Origin of the sequence: Micromonospora globosa (genome assembly GCF_000717585.1) — a bacterium.
Taxonomy (GTDB): Bacteria; Actinomycetota; Actinomycetes; order Mycobacteriales; family Micromonosporaceae; genus Micromonospora; species Micromonospora aurantiaca.
The window spans coordinates 49,801-71,716 of sequence record NZ_JNZR01000035.1; the positions used below are offsets into that span (position 1 = coordinate 49,801).

Below are 21,916 nucleotides of genomic sequence, written 5' to 3' on the forward strand. Positions count from 1 at the left end.
CGCGGTGCCCCGCGTCAGCGCAGCGCCGTCACGGTCGCCCGCGCGGCCTGGGCCACCAGCGCGTCGTCGGGCTCCGCGTCGCGGCTGTCCCGGCTGGACATGACTGCGAGCACGATCGGCGCCCGGTCCGGCGGCCACACCACGGCGATGTCGTTGCGGGTGCCGTACCCGCCGGTGCCGGACTTGTCCGCCACCTGCCAGCCGGCCGGCACGCCGGCCCGGACCAGTCCGCTCCCGGTGGTGCTGGCCCGCATCCAGCCCAGCAGCAGGTCGCGGTCCGCGGGCGGCAGGGTCTCACCCAGCGTGTACGCCCGCAGCGAGCCGGCCAGCGCGCGGGGCGTGCTGGTGTCGCGCTCGTCGCCGGGCGTGGCCGCGTTGAGTTCCGGCTCGGTACGGGCGGGCCGGGTCACCTGGTCGCCGACGTCCCGCAGCGCCCGCGCGAAACCGGCCGGGCCGCCGAGCGCGTCGAACAGCAGGTTGCCCGCGGTGTTGTCGCTGTACCGCACCGCCGCCTCGGCGGCGTCCCGCAGCGTCATCCCGGTCTCCACGTGCCGTTCGGTCACCGGGGAGTGCGCCACCAGGTCCGCGCGCCGGTAGCGGACCACCCGGTCCCGGTCGGCGTCCGACGTGGCGGCCAGCATCGCGCCCGCCGCGAGTGCCTTGCACGTGGAGGCGTACGCGAACCGCTCGTCGGCCCGGTGCGCGAGGGTGCGGCCGGTGCCGGTGTCGAGGGCGAAGACGCCGATCCGGGCGCCGGAGCGCCGCTCCAGGGCCGCCAGTTCCGGCGGCGCGGGCACCGGCGAGGCGTTCGGTGTGGCGCTCGGCGTGGCCGGGGCGGTGGATGCGGCCGGGGCGCTGGTCGCCGGTGCGGGTTCGGGCCGGTCCGTGGTGCAGCCGGCCACCAGAGCCGTCGCCGTGAGCATCGCCGCCGCGAGCACCTGCCGTCGGATCATCCGTTTCCTCCCCCGTCGTCCGGACCACGCCGTTCTCGGGCCATTGTCGCCGATCCCGGTCGCCGGTGGTCCGCAGCCTCTCGGCCGGGGCGGTGGTCCTGCCGCCCGCCCGCGCCGGCCAGGACCGGTGGTTCGCCGGCCGACGCGGCGGGTCAGCCCGCGACGGCGGCGAACGTGACAGCGCCGAGCGCGGCCACCGGCAACGCCACCGCGGCGGCCAGCAGCCGCACCCGGGCGGACCGGCCGATCAGCACCACGAGCAGCGCGGCGAGCGCGAGGTCGATCGCGACGTTCCACCACGCTCCGGGGTACGACCCGGACTTCAGCGCGAACCGCAGCGCCTCCTCGACGAACACGGCCACCGGCAGGGCGGTCCCCACGATTCGCCGCCATCCGTCGGTCCGCGCCCAGATGCCGCCGACGCCGAACACCACGCCCGCCACCACGCCGAACGCCATCCAGACGATCGAGGTGGGCGACCAGATCACGGCGAGGTCGTCGCCCTGGAGCAGCGTCGCCGCCAGGTAGTAGCTGGGCACCGCGACGATCAGCAGGACGCTGGCCGCCACGGCGGCGCGCACCGCGCCCGACCGGATCCACCAGCCCAGCGCGAACGCGGCGACCGCCCAGGTGGCTGTGGAGTTGCCGAGTTCGGCGAACGGGAACGGCACCCACTTGATCCAGACGAAGTCCAGGAAGCCGAGCAGGAAACCGGCGACGGGGACGACAAGCGCGACGGCGCGACGCGAGGGTGGCATGCGGGGGAGCATACTCAGTATGCTCACCGGGTCGGCAGGGTGGCCCTACGAAGCCAGGCGCCGCTCGGACGGCGCGAGACGCACCGCGGCGTCGGAGCGGTTGATCTCGGCCCACACCTCGTCGAGGGAGAGGCCGAGGACGTCGGCGATGGCGGCGATGGTGGGGAACGCCGGCGTGGCGACCCGGCCGGACTCGATCTTCCGGAGCGTCTCCGGGGAGACACCGGCGTCGAGCGCGGTGAGCAGCATCGAACGCTCGCCCCGGGCGCGGCGCAGAAGCGCACCGAGGCGCTGCCCGCGCTCGACCTCGGCGGGGGTGAGGGGCAACCTGACCATGCCAGGATTCTAATACCGGGATAACATGACCGGGATACTTATTGGTCGCGTGAGGAAGGCGCCTGCATGATCGAGATCCTGAGCCCCACCGACGTACGGCGGGCGCGGGACACCGGCGCCCTGGTCGCCCACATCCTGCGGACGCTGCGCAGCCGCACCACAGTCGGCACGAACCTGCTCGACATCGACAGGCAGGCGCAGCGCATGATCGCCGAGGCCGGGGCGCAGTCCTGCTACGTCGACTACGAGCCGTCGTTCGGGCGCGGGCCGTTCGGCCACTACATCTGCACCTCGGTCAACGACGCGGTGCTGCACGGGCTGCCGCACGACTACACGCTGGCCGACGGCGACCTGCTGAGCCTCGACCTGGCCGTCTCGCTGGGCGGGGTGGTGGCCGACTCCGCGATCAGCTTCGTCGTCGGTGACGCCCGGCCCGCGGAGAGCGTCGCGCTCATCGACGCCACCGAACGGGCGCTGCAGGCCGGGATCGCCGCGGCCCGGCCCGGCGCCCGCGTCGGCGACCTCTCGTACGCCATCGGCTCGGTCCTCACCGAAGCCGGATACACGGTCAACACCGAGTTCGGCGGCCACGGCGTCGGGTCGACGATGCACCAGGACCCGCACGTGTCGAACACCGGGCGCCCCGGGCGCGGCTACACGCTGCGTCCCGGACTGCTCCTGGCGCTGGAGCCGTGGGTGATGGCGGACACCGCCACGCTGGTCACCGACGCCGACGGGTGGACGCTGCGCAGCGCGACCGGCTGCCGCACCGCGCACAGCGAGCACACCATCGCCATCACCGACGACGGCGCGGAGATCCTGACGCTGCCGAAGCAGTGACCTTCGCTGCGGCAGGCGTCGCCGTTCTCCCGCGTTCCCGCCGCCGGGCGTCGTCAGGCGGGTGCGCAGCGCTCCCGCAGCTCCGGCACGCCGGGGCCGGTGAGGTCGTCGCAGTAGGCGGCCCGCCCGGCCATCGCCATCATCAGCGCGAGCGTGGTGCCGCTGACCAGCGGGCCGGTGCCGGCGGTGAACGGTCCGTCGGTCGCCTCCACCCGCAGGCCGTCGATCGCGCTGCGCCCGGCCACCGTGAAGTCCCGCCCGGCGTAGAACCGGGCGACCGGCGTGACGGCCTCGACCGACGGCGTCCGTGTCAGGCCGAGCGGACGCCGGATGTCCTGGGCGTGCACGACCACCTCACCGAGCCACGCCTCGGTCGGCCCGAACGTCGAGGTGGTGCTGCCGATGATCCGGCGGAACCGGTCCAGCGTCTCCCCCGGGTCGGCGCCCCGGTGCCCGGCCAGCCGGCGGTCGTTGTGCAGATCGAAGTCGAACCGGGCGCCGAGCACGCTCGCGAGCCAGCGGACGCGGCCGATGCTCGCCGCCGCGGTCATGTGCGCCAGCGTCTCCTCCACCGTCCACCGGCTGCACAGCGAGGGCCGCGCCCACTGCGCCGCGTCGAGCCCGGCGAGATCGTCGGCCAGGGCGGCGCGCTCGGCGTGCGCGAGCGCCCACAGCTCGCTGCGGGTCAGCGTGTCGGACATGGAACCTCCAGAGTCGGGCCGTCGGAGGTTGGACCGCGCCGCCGCGGCGAACTCACCGCTCCCCTCTTCGCCGATCTTGGAGTTGTGGTGGTTCACCAACCCGGCATCGGCGACATTCGAGGCGCCACAACTCCAAGATCGACGGGGGCGAGTCGGGTTCAACGTTTGCTGCACGTCCGCTGAACGCTCGCCGGTGACGCTTTTCGCATCCATCAAACCGCAAGGGAGAAGCGTCATGTCACACCGTTTCCTCTCCACCTCGCGTGCCGCCGCCTCGGTGGTCGGTGCGCTCGTCCTGGCCGCCGCGGGCCTTGCCGGTGGCGCCGCCCCGGCGTCCGCGGCCTACATCGTCCCCGCCGACTGCGGCCCCTACTCCGGGGCGCCGGTGCCGGCCGGATACACCCTGAGATTCGCCGGCGCGCTCTACGTCAGCAACAACGCCAACGGCCCGGAGTTCATCATCGGCACGACAACTCGCAACGTCATCGTCGGAAGCGTCTACGACGACATCATCTGCGGGCTCGACGGCAACGACGACATCCAGGCCAACAGCGGCGACGACATCGTCTACGGCGGGCTGACCGGCGACGACATCTGGGGCGACCTGGGCAACGACAACCTCCACGGCGACGGCGGCGCCGACACCATCCACGGTGACCGCTTCATCGGGCCCAGCGCCCTGGACGGCAACGACCGCGTGGACGGCGGCAGCAACGACGACCACCTCTACGGCGACCAGGGCGTGGACACCCTGGTCGGCGGCCCCGGCTGGGACGACGGTGACTGCGGACCGGACGCGGTGATCGACGATCCCCGGCCCACCCTGGATCTCCCGATCAACTGCCCGTGATCCCGCCGGCACGGCGGTCCGCGCACCGGGAGACCGGGAACGCGGACCGTCGCGCTGCCGCCTGTCGGATCGTCGTCAGGCCCGGTCCGACCATCGCCGTCCGCGGCTACCGTGACAGTCCGTGGCGGTGGAGTTCCGGGTACTCGGCGACCTGGACGTCCGGGTCGACGGCCGGACGGTCCGGATCGGTCACGCCCGTCAACAGTGCGTCCTCGCCGCCCTGCTGGTCGAGCCCAACCGTGTCGTCGCGACCGAACAGCTCATCAGCCGGGTCTGGGGCGACGAGGCGCCGGACGGGGCCACCGCCACCCTGCGTGGCTACCTGTCCCGGCTCCGCCGGGCCCTGGCCGGCACGGACGAGGTCCGCATCGTCCGGCGCCATCCCGGCTATCTGCTCGCCGTCGACCCGGACCGCGTCGACCTGCACCGCTTCCGCGAGCTGACCGAGCAGGCTCGGCGCGCCGGGGACGACGCGACAGCGATCAGCTGCCTGGAACGGGCGCTGGGTCTCTGGCGCGGCGAGGCGTTCGACGGGTTGACCACACAGTGGCTGGTGGCCTACCGGCAGACCCTCGACCGGCAGCGGCTCGCCGCCGCGCTGGACCGCAACGACATCGCCCTGCGCCGGGGCCGGCACGTCCGCCTTCTCCCCGACGTCCTGGCGCTGAGCGGCCGGTACCCGTGGGACGAGCGCCTGGCGGCGCAGGCGATGCTCGCGTTGTACCGGTGCGGGCGGCAGGCCGACGCCCTCGAGCACTTCCACCGGATGCGCCGCCGGCTGGCCGCCGAGGTCGGTACGGACCCCAGCCCGCCGCTGGCACAGCTCTACCAGCAGATCCTCACCGCCGACGCGGCGATCGCGCCGCCGGACCTGCCGGGCGGCGGCGAATCAAGCGCGACGGCCACCGGCCCGGCACGGGATGCGGGTGCCGTGCCCCGGCAGCTACCAGCGTCGCCAGGGGTCTTCGCCGGCCGGACCGCCCAGCTCGCGCGCCTCGACGAACAACTCGGCGACGCGGGACGCCCGGACGGCGGCGGGTCGCCGGTGGTGATCTCGTCCATCGGTGGTGGCGGTGGCGTCGGAAAGACCTGGCTGGCCCTGCGCTGGGCGCACGCCAACGCCGGCCGCTTCCCCGACGGGCAGCTCTACGTCAACCTGCGCGGCTTCGATCCGACCGCGGACCCGGTGGCGTGGCCCGCGGCGGTGCGCGGATTCCTCGAAGCACTCGGCGTCGAACCGGCACGCGTCCCGGCCGACCCGGACGCCCGGGCGTCGCTGTACCGCACGCTCGTCGCCGGCCGCCGGCTGCTGGTGGTTCTCGACGACGCCCGCGACACCGCCACGGTGATCCCGCTGCTGCCCGGCACGCCCACGAGTGCGGTCCTGGTGACCAGCCGCCGGCAGCTGGCCGGCCTCGTCACCACCCACGGCGCGCGTCCGCTGCCACTGGACGTGCTGCCCGACGACGAGGCCCACGAGCTGATCGTCCGGCAGGTGGGTGCCGCACGGGTGGCGGGACACCCGGACGCCGTCGCGGACATCCTGCGCTTCTGCGGAGGTCTGCCGCTGGCGCTCGGGATCGTGGCGGCCCGTGCCGCGCTTCACCCCGAACTCCCCCTGTCGTCGGTCGCGGCGGAGCTGACCACGGCTGTCCACCCGCTGGACGCGCTGGCCGGCGACGAGGCGACGACGAACCTGCGCGTGGTGCTGTCCCGCTCGCTCGCGGCGCTCACACCGGCCTCGGCGGAGGTGTTCACGCTGCTCGGACTCGCCCCGGGCCCGGACATCAGCCGGGCCGCGGCGGCCGGCCTGACCGCCCGTACGCCGGACGAGCTGCGCCCGCTGCTGCGCGAGCTGGTCGACGCGCATCTCGTGCAGGAGCACGTCGCGGGCCGGTACCGCATGCACGACCTGGTCCGCAGTTTCGCGGTCGAGCGGGCGACCGGCGACCCGGCCGGTACCCGGCCCGCGCTGTGCCGGCTGGTCGACCACCACCTGCACACGGCGCACGCGGCCGCACTGCTGCTGTCCCCGCAGCGCGACCCGCTGACCCTGGCCCCCGCCGCGCCGGGGGTGACCGCCGAACGGCTCGACGACCTGGCGGCCGCGCTGGCCTGGTTCACCAGCGAACACCAGGTGCTCCTCGCGATGATCGACTACGCCGCCGGCAACGGCCTCGACACCGCTGCCGGGCAGCTGTCGTGGACCCTGGCCACCTACTTCGACAGGCAGGGCCACTGGCACGACTGGGCCACAGTGGCCCGCCGGGCGGTCGAGGCGACCCGGCGGTCGGGTGACCGTCCCGCGCAGGCCCAGGCGCACCGGCTCCTGGCCGGGGCCTGCTCCAACCTCGGCCGGTACGACGAGGCGCAGCGCAACCTGCTCGCCGCGCTCGACCTGTTCGCCGCCCTGGGCGACGACGAGGGGCGGGCGCACACCCACTTCGACCTCAGCATGCTGCACGACCGGCAGCGGCAGCCCCGGGAGGCCCTGCCGCACGCGCGGCGGAGCCTCGCCCTCTACGAACGGGTCGGCGGCCCGCTCAAGCAGGCGGTCGCGCTCAACGCGATCGGCTGGTACCACTCACAGCTCGGCGAGCACCACGACGCGATCACCTTCTGCCGCCGGGCGCTCGCCCTGTCCGAGCAGGCCGGGAGCGCGTACGGGCAGGCGAACACGTGGGACAGCATCGGCTTCGCCCACCACCACCTCGGCGAGTACGAGCACGCAGTCGACTGCTTCCGGCAGGCCCTCGCCCTGTTCACCGACATCGGTGACCGGCATGCCGAGGGCATCGTGCTGGACCACCTCGGCGACACGTGGGCCGCGGCCGGGCGAGCGGACGCGGCCCGGGACGCCTGGCGGCGGTCACTCGCGCTGCTCGACGAACTCGGTCACGCCGACGCCGAGGCGGTACGGCGGAAACTTCACCAGTGAGCGCTCAGAGCGCCACGATCGCCGCGCTCTCCGGCGGCAACTCGATGCCGTCGCGCATCACAGTGACGCCCTCCGAGGTGGCGAGCAGCACCCGGCGTACCACCCCGGGCAGGTTGATCCGCTGCGCCCGGCCGGCCAGGTTCGCCACCACGAGCGTCTCGCCGCGCCGCATCACCAGGAACCGGTCGCCGTGGCGTACGTCGACCCGGTCCAGCCGGGGGTCGGACAGGTCGGCCCGGGATCGGCGCAGCGCGATCAGCCGCCGGTAGAGGTCGTACGTCTCACGGTGCTCCGGCTTGTCCAGCTCGGCCCAGTCCAGCCGGGACCGCAGGAACGTCTGCGGGTCCTGCGGGTCGGGTACGTCGTCGGTGGCCCAGCCGTGGTCGGCGAACTCGCGTCGGCGGCCGGTCGCGACCGCCGCCGCGAGTTCCGGCTCGGGGTGGCTGGTGAAGAACTGCCACGGCGTGGAGGCCGCCCACTCCTCCCCCATGAACAGCATCGGCGTGAACGGCGCCGTCATCAGCAGCGTCGCGCCGACGCGCAGCAGGCCGGGCGACAGCGTGGCGGAGATCCGGTCGCCGGTGGCCCGGTTGCCGATCTGGTCGTGGTTCTGCAGGTACGCCACGAAGCGGTGGCCGGGCGTGCGCTGCCTGTCGACCGGGCGGCCGTGACTGCGGCCGCGGAAGCTGGACCAGGTGCCGGCGTGGAAGAAGCCGCCGGTCAGCACGTCGGTGAGGCACTCCAGGGAGCCGAAGTCGCCGTAGTAGCCCTGCCGCTCGCCGGTGAGCAGCGTGTGCAGCGCGTGGTGGGCGTCGTCGTTCCACTGGGCGTGCAGGCCGTACCCGCCCGCCTCGCGGGGCGTGATCAGGCGCGGGTCGTTGAGGTCGCTCTCGGCGATCAGCGACAGCGGCCGTCCGAGGTGCGTCGACAGCGCCTCGACCTCGGCGGCGACCTCCTCCAGCCAGTGCACGGCCCGGCCGTCCGGCATGGCGTGCACGGCGTCCAGCCGCAGCCCGTCGACGTGGTAGTCGCGCAGCCAGGTCAGCACGCTGTCGGCGATGTAGCGGCGCACCCCGTCGGAGTGCGGGCCGTCCAGGTTCACGGTGCGGCCCCAGGTGTTGCTCTGCTCGGTGAGGTACGGCGCGAACCGCGGCGCGTAGGCCCCGGAGGGCCCGAAATGGTTGTAGACGACGTCGAGGATCACCCCCAGGCCCTTGGCGTGGGCGGCGTCGACGAACCGTTTCAGGCCGTCCGGGCCGCCGTACGGCTCGTGCGGGGCATACCAGCAGACGCCGTCGTAGCCCCAGTTGTACTCGCCGTTGAACGCGTTGACGGGCAGCAGTTCGACCATGTCGACGCCGAGGTCGACCAGGTGGTCGAGCTTCGCGATCGCAGCGTCGAACGTGCCCTCCGGGGTGAACGTGCCGATGTGCAGCTCGTACAGCACGCTGCCGGGTAGTTGCCGGCCGGTCCAGGCGGCGTCGGTCCAGCCGAACGCGGCGTGGTCGTAGAGCCGGCTGGGCCCGTGCACCCCGGCCGGCTGCCAGGCCGAGCGCGGGTCCGGCAGGGCCTGCTCGTCGTCGTCGAGCAGGAACGCGTAGTCGGTGCCCGGCCCGGCGTCGGGCACCTCGACCCGCCACCAGCCGTCCGGCCCCTGACGCATCGCGTGGTCGGCGGCGCCGGGCAGGCGCAGCCGCACCCGGGCGGCCTCGGGCGCCCACACCGTGAACTCGGTCATGCGGCGGCCTCCACAGAGTCGGTGGGTGCGAGGAGGGCGACGGGATAGGTGCTCAGCAGATCATCCAGGAGCAGCTCAGAACCACTGTAGACCCGCCCGGTGAACAAGTCGGTGCACTGATGAACGGGAAGTGACACTGTCGTGTCCCGCCAGCCGCCGGAGCGGGCCAGCCGCAGCGGCAGCCGGGTCGCCACCGCCACCGCGCCGCCCCGGTCGAAGACCACCGCGTGCGCGGCGGCCGGGCCGCGCGCCGGCACCGGCCGGTAGCCGCCGAACAGGTCCGGGCGGTCGCGGCGCAACCGCAGCGTCCGGGACACCACGAGCAGCTTGGCCGCGCCGTCGTCGGCCACCGCGGGCCGCCATCCGGCGTCGAGCCGGGCCAGCATGTCCCGGCGTACGGCGAAGTCGACGGGCCGCCTGTTGTCCGGGTCGACGAGCGAGTTCTCCCACAGCTCGGTGCCCTGGTAGACGTCGGGCACACCGGGCATGGCGAGCTGCACCAGCTTCTGCCCGAGCGCGTTGGACCAGCCGGGCGGGGTGATCTCGGCGGCGAACGCGGTGATCTGGGCGTGCAGTTCCGGGTCGTCGTACATCCGGTCGACCAGGGCGTGCATCTCGTGCTCGAAGGACGGGTCCGGGTCGGCCCAGCTGGTGGTGACCGACGCCTCCCGGGCGGCCTTCTCGGCGTACCCGTGCAGTCGCTCCCGCTCGATCGGCCACGCCCCGACGGCGGTCTGCCAGAGCAGGTGGGCCAGCGCGGGGTCGGCCAGCGGCGCGCGGGACATCCAGTCGGCGACCCGCTCGGCCCAGCGGCCGGGCATCTCGGACAGCACCGCGAGCCGGGCGCGGACGTCCTCGCCGCGCTTGGTGTCGTGGGTGGAGAGCGCGGTCATGCTCGCCGGCCAGCGGACCTGCCGGGTGGCGGCGAACCGGTGCAGCTCGGCCGCTGGTACGCCGAAGTGGGCCGGGCTGCCGCCGACCTCGTTGAGGGCGACGAACCGGCTCCACCTGTAGTACGCGGTGTCCTCCACGCCCTTGGCCATGACTGCGCCGGTGAACTGCGGGAACCGGGCGGCCAGCTCGTGGCCGGGGTCGCGCAGCCGGGCGGTGACCGCGTCCAACACGCCGATCAGGTCGGGACGGCGGCGGCCTGCTTCGCTGCGGGCGGCGGCCAGGTGCCGGGCGCCCTCGGGCGGGTAGCCGCGGTAGACCGGGAAGCAGGCCGCCAGCTCGGCCAGGGCGGCGCGGACCTGCTCGCCGGGCAGCTCCGGCACGAGCGCGGCCAGCCGGGTCAGCTCGGCGGCGAGCAGCCGGGTGGCGGCCTCCAGCTTGGTGGCGTGCGTCAGGTCGGCCCAGGACGTGTGCCGCCCGGTCAGCCGGCCGTCCAGAGTGGTGAACTCCGGTTCGGCGTCCGGGTCGACGAACAGCCCGGACACGGCGGCCAGCGCGTCGTAGCCGGTGGTGCCGTCGACCGGCCAGTCCGGCAGGTCCTCGCCGTACTCCAGGATCTTCTCCACCACCAGCCAGCTCTCCGGCGCGGCGGCGCGCAACCGGGCCAGGTAGCCGGCCGGGTCGCGCAGCCCGTCCGGGTGGTCGACCCGGATGCCGTCGACGTCCCCGGCGGCGACCCAGCGCAGGATCTCCGCGTGGGTGGCGTCGAAGACCTCCGGGTCCTCCACCCGCAGGCCGGCCAGGTCGGACACGGCGAAGAACCGGCGGTACGTCAGCTCGGCGTCGCCGCGCCGCCAGTTCACCAGCTCGTAGTGCTGCCGGTCGTGCACCTGCCGGGGCGTGCCGTCGCCCGTGCCGTCGGCGACCGGGAAGCGGTGCTCGTGGTAGCGCAGCTCTCCGTCGACGAGCTTCAGGTCGTCGAGCGCGTCGGCGGTGTCGGCGAGCACCGGCAGCAACAGCCGTCCGCGGTCCCAGTCGATGTCGAACCAGCGCGCGTACACCGATTCGCGTCCCCGCCGCAGCACGTCCCACCAGGCCGGGTTGGCCTCGGGCCGGGCCACCCCGGCGTGGTTGGGCACGATGTCCACGACCAGGCCCAGCCCGGCCGCGCGCAGCGCCCGGACCAGCCGCGCCCGGGCGGCCTCGCCGCCGAGCTGCGGGTTGACCGCGCGGTGGTCCACCACGTCGTAGCCGTGCGTGGAGCCGGGGGTGGCGGTGAGCAGGGGCGCGGTGTAGAGGTGGGTGACGCCGAGCGCGGCGAGGTAGCCCGCCAGCTCGGCCGTGGCGTCCAGGTCGAAGCCGGGACGCACCTGGACCCGGTACGTCGAGCGGGGGGTGTCGGGCATCGGTCAGGCCGTCCTCTCCAGGACCAGCAGCGAACGGTCCGGCACGCAGACCGTGCCGCCCGCCTCGACGAGCGTCGTCTTCTCCGGATCGGGTTCCGCGGTGCTGATCACCAGCTCCCACCGGGTGCCGAACTCCTCGCCGGGCAGCGTGAAGTCCAGCGGCGCGTCGTGCGCGTTGAACAGCAGCAGGAACGAGTCGTCCCGGTGGCGCTGGCCGTACTGGCCGCGCTCGCCGATGCCGTCGCCGTTGACGAACAGGGCCACCGAGCGGCCGAAGTCGTTGCCCCAGTCCTCGCCGGTCATCTCCCGGCCGTCCGGGGTGTACCAGGCCAGGTCCGGCAGTCCGGACCCGGCGGCCCGGCCGCCCACCGGCAGGCCGGTGAAGAACCGGCGGCGGCGGAACACCTGGTGCCGGTTGCGGAACTCGGTGAGCCGGCGGACGAAGTCCAGCAGCTCGTCGTCGGCCCGGTCCCAGTCGACCCAGGCGATCTCGCTGTCCTGGCAGTAGGCGTTGTTGTTGCCGCGCTGGGTGCGGCCCAGCTCGTCGCCGTGGCCGAGCATCGGCACGCCCTGGGACAGGATCAGCGTGGCCAGGAAGTTGCGCCGCTGCCGGGCACGCAGCGCGCGTACGCCCGGGTCGTCGGTCTCGCCTTCGACGCCGCAGTTCCAGGACCGGTTGTGGCTCTCCCCGTCCCGGTTGTCCTCGCCGTTCGCCTCGTTGTGCTTGTCGTTGTAGGAGACCAGGTCGGTGAGCGTGAACCCGTCGTGGCAGGTGACGAAGTTGATGCTGTGGAACGGGCGGCGGCCGTCGTCCTGGTAGAGGTCGGCCGAGCCGGAGATGCGGGAGGCGAACTCGGCGAGCGTGGCCGGCTCGCCGCGCCAGAAGTCGCGGACGGTGTCGCGGTACTTGCCGTTCCACTCGGTCCACTGCGGCGGGAAGTTGCCGACCTGGTAGCCGCCGGGGCCCACGTCCCACGGCTCGGCGATGAGCTTCACCCGGCCGACCACCGGGTCCTGCTGCACCACCTCGAAGAACGTGGACAGGCGGTCCACCTCGTAGAACTCGCGGGCGAGCGTGGCCGCCAGGTCGAACCGGAAGCCGTCGACGTGCATCTCGGTGACCCAGTAGCGCAGCGAATCCATGATCAGTTGCAGCGAGTGCGGGCTGCGGACGTTGAGGCTGTTGCCGGTGCCGGTGTAGTCGACGAAGTAGCGCCGGTCGTCCTCCGAGAGCCGGTAGTAGCTCGGGGTGTCGATGCCCTTGAAGCTCAGCGACGGCCCGAGGTGGTTGCCCTCGGCGGTGTGGTTGTAGACCACGTCGAGGATGACCTCGATGCCGGCGGCGTGCAGCGCCTTGACCATGCCCCGGAACTCCTGCACCTGCTGGCCGAGGCGGCCCAGCGCGGAGTAGCCGTGGTGCGGGGCGAAGAAGCCGATGGTGTTGTAGCCCCAGTAGTTGCGCAGCCCCAGGTCGGCCAGGCGGTGGTCGTGCACGAACTCGTGCACCGGCATCAGCTCCACCGCCGTCACGCCGAGCCGCTTGAAGTGCTCGATCATCACCGGTGAGGCGATCGCCGCGTACGTGCCGCGCAGTTCCTCCGGGATGCCCGGGTGGCGCATGGTCAGGCCGCGCACGTGCGCCTCGTAGATCACCGAGTGGTGGTACGGGGTGCGCGGCGGCCGGTCGTTGCCCCAGTCGAAGTACGGGTTCACCACCACCGACTTCGGCATGTACGGCGCCGAGTCGGCGGTGTTCATCCGGTCCGGGTCGCCGCCGACCTCGTAGTCGTAGACCGACGGATCCCAGGTGATCTCCCCGTCGACCGCCTTCGCGTACGGGTCGAGCAGCAGCTTGTGCGGATTGCAGCGCAGCCCTTCGGCCGGGTTCCACGGCCCGTGCACCCGGTAGCCGTAGCGCTGGCCGGGCTCGACACCGGGGATGTAGGCGTGCCAGACGTACGCGTCGACCTCGCGCAGCTCCACCCGCCGCTCGGTGCCGATGTCCCACTCGTCGAACAGGCACAGCTCGATCTTCTCCGCCACCTCGGAGAAGATCGCGAAGTTGGTGCCCATCCCGTCGTACGTGGCGCCGAGGGGGTAGCTCTCGCCCGGCCAGACCTGCATGTCGCTCCTTCGGCCCATGATCGTGAGCGCACCGGACAGGGGGAACCGCCGATGCGCACGCCGGTGATGCCCAGTCGTACCCGCCGTCAATCCACCCGTTCGGACCGTAACCGAATCCGCCCTCGTGCGAACGGATAGACGTTCGGGTGTCATCCGTCACGATCGCCCTTTTCGAGATGCGGACCGGCGGCGGATGGACTTTCCTGGATCCGGGCCCACGCGCGCGCGGGCCCGCCCGGCCGTTCGGCCACACCTCACCACCGCTCGACGCCGCCACCGAAGCCGGCGTGCCTCACCATGCATGGACGGAGATCCACGTGACCACTCTGCGGGTCGGCGCTCAGCCCGCCACCGCGACGGACCGGCTCCACCGGCCCACCCTCACCTCCCGCCCGGCGCCCCCGTCGCCGGCCGGGTCCGCGCCCCGGACCCGGCGCATCCTGATGCTGTCGTGGGAGTACCCGCCGGTGCTCGTCGGCGGGCTCGGCCGCCACGTCCACGCGCTGTCAGTCGCCCTGGCCGCCGCCGGGCACGAGGTCACGGTCGTCACCCGCCACGCCGAGGGCGCTCCCCTGGAGGAGTACGCCGACGGCGTCCGCATCGTCCGCGCCGCCGAGGACCCGGTCACCTTCCCCCTCGCCACCGGCTCGCTGCTGGCCTGGACGATGGCGTTCAACCACACCCTCACCCGGGCCGCGCTGCGCGCCGCCTCCTCCGGCACCTACGACGTCATCCACGCCCACGACTGGCTCGTCGCGCACACCGCGATGACGCTGCGCGAGCACCTGGACGTGCCGCTGGTCAGCACCATCCACGCCACCGAGGCGGGCCGGCACCAGGGCTGGCTGCCCGAGGAGACGAACCGCACCATCCACGGCGTCGAGCACTGGCTCGCCGGCGAGTCCGGGCGCGTGATCGTCTGCTCCGGTTACATGCGCGACGAGGTGGGCGCGCTGTTCGGCGTGGACGCCGCCCGCGTCGACGTGGTCCCCAACGGCGTCGAGCCGCACCGCTGGCGGGTGCCCGCGTCGGCGGTCGCCGCCGCCCGGGCCCGGTTCGCCGCCGACGGCCCGCTGGTCACGTTCGCCGGGCGCCTCGTGTACGAGAAGGGCGTGCAGCACCTGCTGGCCGGGCTGCCCCGGCTGCGCGACCGGCACCCGGGCCTGCGCGCGGTGATCGTCGGCGACGGGCCGTACAAGGCGGAACTGGAGGCCGAGGTGCACCGCCTCGGGCTGGGCGCCACTGTGAGCATGCCCGGGTTCCTCGGCGGCACCGACCTGCCCGCCGTCATGGCCGCCTCGGACTGTTTCGCGGTGCCGAGCATCTACGAGCCGTTCGGCATGGTGGCGCTGGAGGGGGCCGCCGCGGGCGCGCCGCTCGCCGTCGCCCGTACCGGTGGGCTGGCCGAGATCGTGGAGCCGGGCGTCACCGGGATGACGTTCGCCCCGCACGACCCGGACGGCCTCGCCGAGGCGGTGCACACGCTGCTGTCCGACCGGGACCGGGCGCGTGCGCTCGCCCGGCGGGCCCGCACGATGGTGCACGAGCAGTACGGCTGGGCGGCCATCGCGTCCCGCACGGCTGCCGCGTACGCCGCAGCCATCGCCGGCGACCCGGCGTTCACCGCGGCCCGCGCCCAGCACCGCATGGCACACGGCCACACGAGCCCGCGAGTCCCCGAGGGCAACCTCCTCACCGCCGCCGGCTTGAGGTAAGGAAGGGCCCCCTATTAACGCCTCAGGTAGAGGAAGGGCCCCTTATTAACGCCCCCGCACCCCGGTGCGCACGACGAAGGCCGCCGACCCGAGAGGGTCGGCGGCCTTCGTCGTCCGCGTGTTAAAAGGGGGCCCCTCCTCTACCTAAGGCGTTAAGAAGGGGCCCTTCCTTGCACGCTCAGCGCTGGGCGGCGGGGACGTAGTCCCGCTCGGTGGCGCCGGTGTAGATCTGCCGCGGGCGACCGATCTTGGTCTCCGGGTCGTTGATCATCTCGCGCCACTGCGCGATCCAGCCGGGCAGCCGGCCGAGCGCGAACAGCACCGTGAACATCTTCGTCGGGAAGCCCATGGCCTTGTAGATCAGGCCGGTGTAGAAGTCCACGTTCGGGTAGAGCCGCCGGGACACGAAGAAGTCGTCGGCGAGCGCGATCTCCTCGAGCTGCACCGCGAGGTCCAGCAGCGGGTCCGGCTTGGCCATCCGGCCGAGCACGTCCTGGGCGGCCTTCTTCACGATGGCGGCGCGCGGGTCGTAGTTCTTGTAGACCCGGTGCCCGAAGCCCATCAGCTTCACGCCGTCCTGCTTGTCCTTCACCTTCTGCACGAAGGAGCGGACGTCGCCGCCGTCGGCCTGGATCTTCTGGAGCATCTCCAGGACGGCCTGGTTGGCGCCGCCGTGCAGCGGGCCGAACAGCGCGTTCACGCCGGCCGAGACCGAGGCGAACAGGTTGGCGTTGCTGGAGCCGACCAGCCGCACGGTCGAGGTGGAGCAGTTCTGCTCGTGGTCGGCGTGCAGGATGAACAGCATGTCCAGCACCCGGGCGACGACCGGGTCGACCTCGTACGGCTCGGCCGGTACGCCGAACGTCATCCGCAGGAAGTTCTCGACGTAGCCCAGCGAGTTGTCCGGGTACAGCAGCGGCTGCCCGATCGACTTCTTGTACGCGTACGAGGCGATGGTGGGGACCTTCGCCATCAGCCGCACCGTGGACATCTCCACGTGCTCGGAGTCGAACGGGTCAAGGCTGTCCTGGTAGAAGGTCGAGATGGCACTGACGGCCGAGGAGAGCACGGCCATCGGGTGCGCGTCGCGGGGGAAGCCGTCGAAGAAGCGGCGCATCTCCTCGTGCAGCAGCGAGTGCCGCCGAATCCGCTCGCTGAACTCGGTGAGCTGCGTCTGGGACGGCAGCTCGCCGTAGATCAGCAGGTAGGAGACCTCCAGGAAAGAGGACTTCTCGGCCAGCTGGTCGATCGGGTAACCCCGGTACCGCAGGATGCCGGCATCACCGTCGATGTAGGTGATGGCGGACGAGCAGGACGCGGTGTTCACGAAACCGGGGTCGTACGTGGTCATCCCGGTTTCCTTGAGCAGCTTGCTCACCCCGATCCCGGCGGGGCCCTCAACCGCGGACTGCACCGGCATCGACAGCTGCCCACCGGGGTGGTCGAGCTTGACTTCCGTCATCTGTTCCTCGCTTCGCCGGCAAGATCTTCGTTGAATTGCCTTCGCTTCTACCGTAATCACGGCGCGGAGAACACCGCTCGTCATGGTTTGAGGGTGAGGTGTGCGTCACCTGTTTCCCGGCCAGCCGGTCCGGAAACCGGATGGGAGCGCGGCCATGGGACGCTCGGGAGGTCCGTCACGACAGCGTGAGCCGCCGCAGCGTCCCGTCGTCGCCGACCCGGTAGAGGTCGAGCCGGTTGGCTCCGGCGGCGAACAGACGGTCGTCGGCGAGCAGCGCGGCGAACCGCCGCCCGGCGGCGTCCGGGGGCACCACGGGCACCACCGCGCCGACGGTGCCGTTGACCGCCACGGCGAGCCGGGTGCCGTCGGGTACGCCGTCCGGCACGGTGCCCCAGACCATCGCGGGCAGCCCGCCGCCGGCCGGGTCGACCGCGTCGAACGCGTCCCGGTTGGCCACCGCGGCGGTCCCGCCGACCGGCACGTCACCGACCCGGGTGCCGACGAGCGGGTCGACGGGAAGCGGCGGGAGCGGGGCGGGCGCGCCGCCGGTGACGGTGACCGGCTGGCCGGGGCGGTCGTAGAAGCGTTTGTCGGCCCGTTCGCGCGGGGCCGCCTTCGCCGACCGGCCGTCCATCCGCCAGGGCACCCGCATGTGCGTCTCGTCGGCGATCGTGGGCAGCAGGTCGACGTGCTCCCAGTTGCGGTCGTCCACCCGTCCGGCGCGCTGGCCGGGTTCCTTGACGAACATCGGCACCCAGGCCACCTCGTTCGCGGCGTGGTCGATGGCGTCCATCCCCCGGCCCTGCCAGTCCCGGCGGAAGCTGACGCCGTGGTCGGCGGTGACCACGACCAGCGCCTGGTCGTAGAGGCCGGTGGCGCGCAGCGTCCGCAGCGTCTCGCCGATCAGCCGGTCGGTGTAGCCGAGCTGGGCGAGGTGCCGGGCGCGGGCCAGGTCGACCCAGCCGGCGCCGTCGTTGGGCAGGTCGTCCGGCGCCGCGTAGTGCGCCCCGGACGGCAGGTACGCCCACGGCGAGTGCGGCATCAGCAGGTGCAGGAAGTGCAGCGTGGGCCGGGTGTCGGGGCGCAGCCCGGCCAGGAACGAGGTGAACCGGGCCGGCTGGTTGTCATCCAGGGTGTCCCAGCGGAACTTCGGGTCGTCAGGCACCGGCTCGGCGGCGTCCAGCCCGGCCTCGGCGGCGGTCCGCTCGCGGTAGGAGTCCTCCGGGTCGATCCGGCTGTCCACCGGCGCGGCGATCCGTCCGAGCAGCCTGCCGCTCTCCCGGACCAGCACGCCGAGCCCCTGTTCCGGGGTGGTGGCCTGCTCGCAGCGGCTCGGCGGGCAGAGCCGGGTGATGCTCTCCTCGGCCTTGATCCGGTAGAGGCCGCCGAGCGCGGTGAACAGGTTGTCCGGGTACTGCGAGTAGTGCGGCGCCGCCTCCCGCTCCGGGTAGCGCCCGGTGAGCATCGCGGGCAGCGCGTAGGGCGTCCAGCCGCTGACGCCGGTGGCGTTGCGGTACCACGTCGACCCGCCGGCCAGTGCCGCGAAGTTCGGGTAGCGCTCGGCGTCGATCCGGCCGTCCGGGCCGAGCAGGGAGACGAGCGGCAGCTCGTCCAGCACGATCATGACCACCGGCGGGTGCGCGCCCGCGCCGGCCACACCGGCCGCGCCGCCCTCGCCGCGCGGCAGCACGACCGCCGAGGCGGGCGAGGCGAACAGGAACAGCCCGACGAACACCAGCGGCCCGGCGGCGGCGACCCGCAGCACCCGCCGGGGCGCCCGCCACCGCCGGTGCGCGGCCGCGCCGGCGGCTCCGGCCACACCGGCGACGACGAGCAGGGGTACGCCCCGAAGCGGCGTGACGTGCCGGCCGGCCTGGACCGCCAGCGCGGCGAGCAGCAGGCCCACGAACACGGTGTGCACGGCGGCCCGGGTGAGGCGTCCGGCGGGCAGCGCAAACGCGCCCAGCAGCGCGAACAGCGCTGTCGGCGCGAGCGCGATCAGGGCGACCAGCAGCAGCACGTCGGCCCGGGAGGCGCGGTGGAACAGGAAGAAGTCGGGGCTGCGGCCGAGCACGTCGAGCAAGGGCTGGGTGACCACCAGCCCGACCAGCGCCACCACCTCGGCCAGCCGGGCCGCCTCGGCCCGCCACCACTGCCGGCGTTCCCGCCGGACCGGGACGGCCGTGTGGTCGCGAGGTGGCGCGAGGGTGTCCTCAGCCACCCACCACCACCTGGTAGAGCGTGCGGGTGCCGGACGGCAGCTCGGTCCGGGCGACCACCCGGCCCCGGCGCGCGAGCAGCGCCTCGAAGACGTCGCGCCGGTAGTCCGGGAACAGGCCGTCGGGCTTGTTCGCCAGCAGGCGGCGGGCCATCGGGTCGTCCGGGTGGACGAACTCCACCACCAGGCTGCCGCCGGCGACGGTGAGCGCGGTGAGCTGGTCGAGCACCTCGGGCAGCGGCACGTTGCGCCCGATCGCGAGGTGGTGCACCACGGCCAGGGCCAGGACGGTGTCCGCGCGGGCCCGGTCGGCGAACGCGGCCCGCTCGACGCCGCGCCAGCCGCCGCCCGGGGACGGGTCGGCCAGGTCCATCACCAGCGGCAGGATCCGTGTCTCGCCCTCCTCGCGCAGCGCGCGGTAGAGCGTGTCGACGACCGCCGGGTCCTGCTCGACGGCGACGACGTGCGCGGCGTGCCGGGCGGCGATGCGGGCGTACCGGCCGTCGTTGGCGCCCAGGTCCAGCGCCGAGCCGCCACCGACGGCGGCCACCGCCCGGTCGACGAACTCCTCCTTGGCCTGCCGGTCCGGCACCGAGTACGCGCAGGTGCGCTGGTAGTCCGACCAGTGGCTGTCGCCGGGCCGGTGGTCGAGGCGGCGGACCAGCTTCGTCAGCCCGCGTACCGTTGCCAGCGCCAGCTCGCGGGAGAACCCGGCGGCGCGCAACTGGGCGCGGACGTCTGTGGTGCTCGCGGCGGAGTTGCGGGCCTGCATGGCGCCGTGCAGGTGCACGTGGGTGGGCACGCCGGCCCGCCAGCGCCGGGTGCCGCCGAACAGCCGGCGCATCTGGTCCGGTTCGACGCCGTCGACGCGGGCGCGCAGGAACGGCTGGAAGTCCAGCCCGAGGTGGGCCTGGATGAGCAGCGGGTAGAGCAGCGTCTGGCAGAACTGCCGGTAGCCGGCCCAGGGTTCACCGTCGCGCAGTGCCTCGAACGAGCCGACGTCGATGAAGACCGGCCGGGCGCCGCGCCACTGCACGTTGTACGCCGAGCCGTCCTTGGTGGTGAAGCCTGCTTCCAGGGCGGCGCGCAGCACGTCCAGGTGCAGCAGCGCCGCGTCGCGCAGCATCGCGGACGACCACTCGTAGGGGTGCGAGACGAACGGGATCCGCTCGTGCCGCAGCACCGTGGTCCAGGGCGCGTCGACAGGGGTCGGGGGCAGTTCCTCGGTGCCGACGATCTGCCCGGTGCTGGTGGCCTGCCGGAAGAAGTCGGTGACGGACAGCGCCCGCCAGTCCCGGGCGGAGCGCTCGTCGAGCCCGCGCAGCACCTCCTCGCCCCGGTGGAACACCCGGTTGCCGGGGTCGCGGAAGGAGCCGGGCTCGACGCGGACGCCGGTGTCGGGGATCGTCACGCCGCCGGGCCCTGGTCGGAGGGCTGACGCCGGAACCGGGACACCAGGCGGCGCCAGTAGAGCTTGGCGGCCACCGCCACCCCGGCCACCCCGCCGACCACCGCCTGCACGATGAGACTGCCGGATCCCGCGTCCAGGTAGGCCAGATGCGTCACGGCTGCTTTTCCTTCCCTCGCCGGTCATCGGAGCACGCCCGGAATGCGAGCTTTATTGCTCGGAGCCGGACTTGTCCCTCACCGTAACGTCTCGGCGTCCGGGTGCGCGGCCACACCGGCCACTCGTCCCCCGTCCGATCCGTTCAAGACGGGCCGGGCCGGTCGCGCCTACCGTGGCCGGCATGACACCGCAGTTCGATCTGGTCGGGACCGTGGTCACCGACATGGCCCGCACGCTCGACTTCTACCGGCGGCTGGGGCTGCCGATCCCGCCCGGCGCCGAGGCGGAAGGGCACGTCGAGGTCACCCTGCCGAACGGCGTACGGCTGGCCTGGGACACGGTCGAGGTGATCCGCAGCTTCCACCCCGACTTCGACCCGTCCGGCGGCAACAACCGGATGAGCCTGGCCTTCCGGTGCGCCGACCCGTCCGAGGTGGACCGCTGGTACGCCGAGCTGACCGGTGCCGGGCACCACGGCGAGATGCCGCCGTGGGACGCGTTCTGGGGGCAGCGGTACGCGGTCCTGCACGACCCGGACGGCAACGGCGTGGACCTGTTCGCCCCGCTGCCTGCGGCCGAGTAGACGGGAGCCGGCTCGCGGGCCGCTTCCGGGCCGGTCAGGTCGCCTGCGGGTGGCTCCGGGCCGGGGCGAGCAGCCGGGTCGGCGGCACCCCGGCCAGCTCCCGCACCTCGCGGGTCAGGTGGGCCTGGTCGGCGTACCCGCTGCGCACCGCCACCTCGGCGAGCGGCGCACCGGCGCGGGCCAGGTCCAGCGCGCGGCGCATCCGCAGGATGCGGGCCAGCGTCTTCGGGCCGTACCCGAAGAGGGCCCGGCTGCGGCGGTGCAGGGCGCGCGGGCCGAGGCCGACCTCGGCGGCGGTCGCGGCGACGGTGGCCCCGGCGGCCAGGCGGGCGGCGACATGCGCGCCGATCGGGTCGGGGCCGCCGGCCGCGCGCAGCCGGTCGCGGGCGACCCGGGTGAGCACCCCGGCGGCCTCGTCGCCCGGCGCGGCCAGCGCCGCCTCGACCCGCTCGGTCACCTCGGCGGCGGCGCGGCCCCACAGGTCGGCGAGCGATACGCGGCGGTCCCGCAACTCCTCGGCCGGCACCCCGAACACGGCCGGGCCGGTCCCCGGCGGCAGGCGCAGCCCGATCCACCGATCCCCCGGCGCCGACCGCGACAGGTGCGCGGTGCGGTCCGGACCCGCGACCAGCAGCCCGGACCGGCTGGACCAGAGCAGATCCAGGCACCCGTCCGGCAGCACCCGCGTCTCACTCCCGCCCGAGACGCTGCTCCACAGCACCCCGCCCGGAACCCCCGCCACCTTCCACTCCCGGTACACGCCCCCACCCTCCCACCCTCCCCGTCGATCATGAAGTTGACGGTGTCGGGGCCCGGCGTGTCGCACCGTCAACCTC

At 73.5% G+C, this 21,916-nt stretch carries 17 protein-coding genes; 5 read left to right on the top strand and 12 right to left on the bottom strand.

What is annotated here, in order from left to right:
- Positions 1-14 precede the first annotated feature (14 nt).
- The 3 genes from bla to IF06_RS0126840 all read right to left on the bottom strand — a co-directional run bounded on the left by bla (position 15) and on the right by IF06_RS0126840 (position 2,047).
- Positions 15-953: a class A beta-lactamase gene (gene bla / locus IF06_RS0126830; RefSeq protein ID WP_030274300.1), complete on the bottom strand. Its 939-nt coding sequence runs from the start codon at positions 951-953 to the stop codon at positions 15-17.
- Positions 954-1,105: 152 nt separating this feature from the next.
- Positions 1,106-1,711, bottom strand: coding sequence for a DUF6518 family protein (locus IF06_RS0126835; protein WP_232236776.1), 606 nt, complete (start codon positions 1,709-1,711; stop codon positions 1,106-1,108).
- Positions 1,712-1,756: 45 nt separating this feature from the next.
- Positions 1,757-2,047 carry a helix-turn-helix domain-containing protein gene (locus tag IF06_RS0126840; RefSeq protein WP_013477014.1) on the bottom strand — a complete coding sequence of 97 codons (291 nt, stop codon included), beginning with the start codon at positions 2,045-2,047 and terminating at the stop codon, positions 1,757-1,759.
- Between the two features lie 66 nt (positions 2,048-2,113).
- Here IF06_RS0126840 and map point away from each other — a divergent pair, with 66 nt between their 5' ends.
- Positions 2,114-2,887 carry a type I methionyl aminopeptidase gene (map, locus tag IF06_RS0126845; RefSeq protein WP_013477015.1) on the top strand — a complete coding sequence of 258 codons (774 nt, stop codon included), beginning with the start codon at positions 2,114-2,116 and terminating at the stop codon, positions 2,885-2,887.
- A gap of 53 nt (positions 2,888-2,940) precedes the next feature.
- On the opposite strand, the gene IF06_RS0126850 is transcribed toward map, so the two are convergent.
- A complete protein-coding gene (locus tag IF06_RS0126850) occupies positions 2,941-3,588 on the bottom strand; it encodes a maleylpyruvate isomerase family mycothiol-dependent enzyme (RefSeq protein ID WP_030274305.1) in 648 nt (215 codons plus the stop codon).
- A gap of 235 nt (positions 3,589-3,823) precedes the next feature.
- Here IF06_RS0126850 and IF06_RS0126855 point away from each other — a divergent pair, with 235 nt between their 5' ends.
- Together IF06_RS0126855 and IF06_RS0126860 are read left to right on the top strand one after the other, a co-directional pair.
- Entirely contained in the window at positions 3,824-4,438 is a 615-nt protein-coding gene (locus IF06_RS0126855) for a calcium-binding protein (RefSeq protein ID WP_013477017.1), read from the top strand.
- Positions 4,439-4,559: 121 nt separating this feature from the next.
- Entirely contained in the window at positions 4,560-7,376 is a 2,817-nt protein-coding gene (locus IF06_RS0126860; protein WP_030274307.1) for an AfsR/SARP family transcriptional regulator, read from the top strand.
- A gap of 4 nt (positions 7,377-7,380) precedes the next feature.
- Here IF06_RS0126860 and treZ read toward each other — a convergent pair whose 3' ends face one another.
- From treZ to glgX, 3 genes are read right to left on the bottom strand one after another with little or no spacing between them, the layout of a single operon-like run.
- Positions 7,381-9,114 (bottom strand): malto-oligosyltrehalose trehalohydrolase, encoded by a 1,734-nt coding sequence (gene treZ / locus IF06_RS0126865; protein ID WP_013477019.1) that lies wholly within the window; start codon positions 9,112-9,114, stop codon positions 7,381-7,383.
- Entirely contained in the window at positions 9,111-11,411 is a 2,301-nt protein-coding gene (gene treY / locus IF06_RS0126870; protein WP_030274309.1) for a malto-oligosyltrehalose synthase, read from the bottom strand. Before treY ends, treZ begins: the two co-directional genes overlap by 4 nt.
- Positions 11,412-11,414: 3 nt before the next feature.
- Positions 11,415-13,535 (bottom strand): glycogen debranching protein GlgX, encoded by a 2,121-nt coding sequence (glgX, locus tag IF06_RS0126875; RefSeq protein WP_030274311.1) that lies wholly within the window; start codon positions 13,533-13,535, stop codon positions 11,415-11,417.
- 317 nt (positions 13,536-13,852) lie between these two features.
- Here glgX and IF06_RS0126880 point away from each other — a divergent pair, with 317 nt between their 5' ends.
- Complete coding sequence (locus tag IF06_RS0126880) at positions 13,853-15,250, top strand: glycosyltransferase family 4 protein (protein WP_030274313.1); 1,398 nt, start codon at positions 13,853-13,855, stop codon at positions 15,248-15,250.
- Between the two features lie 178 nt (positions 15,251-15,428).
- Here IF06_RS0126880 and IF06_RS0126885 read toward each other — a convergent pair whose 3' ends face one another.
- The 4 genes from IF06_RS0126885 to IF06_RS34035 all read right to left on the bottom strand — a co-directional run bounded on the left by IF06_RS0126885 (position 15,429) and on the right by IF06_RS34035 (position 20,496).
- The gene (locus IF06_RS0126885; RefSeq protein ID WP_013286008.1) at positions 15,429-16,712 is read right to left on the bottom strand and encodes a citrate synthase; all 1,284 of its coding nucleotides are present in this window, start codon (positions 16,710-16,712) and stop codon (positions 15,429-15,431) included.
- A 175-nt stretch (positions 16,713-16,887) separates the two neighbouring features.
- Positions 16,888-18,933, bottom strand: coding sequence for a sulfatase-like hydrolase/transferase (locus IF06_RS0126890; RefSeq protein ID WP_030274315.1), 2,046 nt, complete (start codon positions 18,931-18,933; stop codon positions 16,888-16,890).
- Positions 18,926-20,341: a methyltransferase domain-containing protein gene (locus tag IF06_RS0126895; RefSeq protein ID WP_030274323.1), complete on the bottom strand. Its 1,416-nt coding sequence runs from the start codon at positions 20,339-20,341 to the stop codon at positions 18,926-18,928. The genes IF06_RS0126890 and IF06_RS0126895 overlap by 8 nt, the downstream gene beginning before the upstream one ends.
- On the bottom strand, positions 20,338-20,496 hold the full coding sequence (locus tag IF06_RS34035) for a hypothetical protein (RefSeq protein ID WP_013286005.1): 159 nt from the start codon (positions 20,494-20,496) through the stop codon (positions 20,338-20,340). Before IF06_RS34035 ends, IF06_RS0126895 begins: the two co-directional genes overlap by 4 nt.
- Positions 20,497-20,678: 182 nt before the next feature.
- On the opposite strand from IF06_RS34035, the gene IF06_RS0126905 reads away from it, so the two are divergent.
- A complete protein-coding gene (locus IF06_RS0126905) occupies positions 20,679-21,080 on the top strand; it encodes a VOC family protein (protein WP_030274325.1) in 402 nt (133 codons plus the stop codon).
- A gap of 34 nt (positions 21,081-21,114) precedes the next feature.
- Here the strand turns inward: IF06_RS0126905 and IF06_RS0126910 are convergent, their stop codons facing one another.
- Entirely contained in the window at positions 21,115-21,840 is a 726-nt protein-coding gene (locus tag IF06_RS0126910) for a helix-turn-helix transcriptional regulator (RefSeq protein WP_030274327.1), read from the bottom strand.
- Positions 21,841-21,916: the final 76 nt, after the last annotated feature.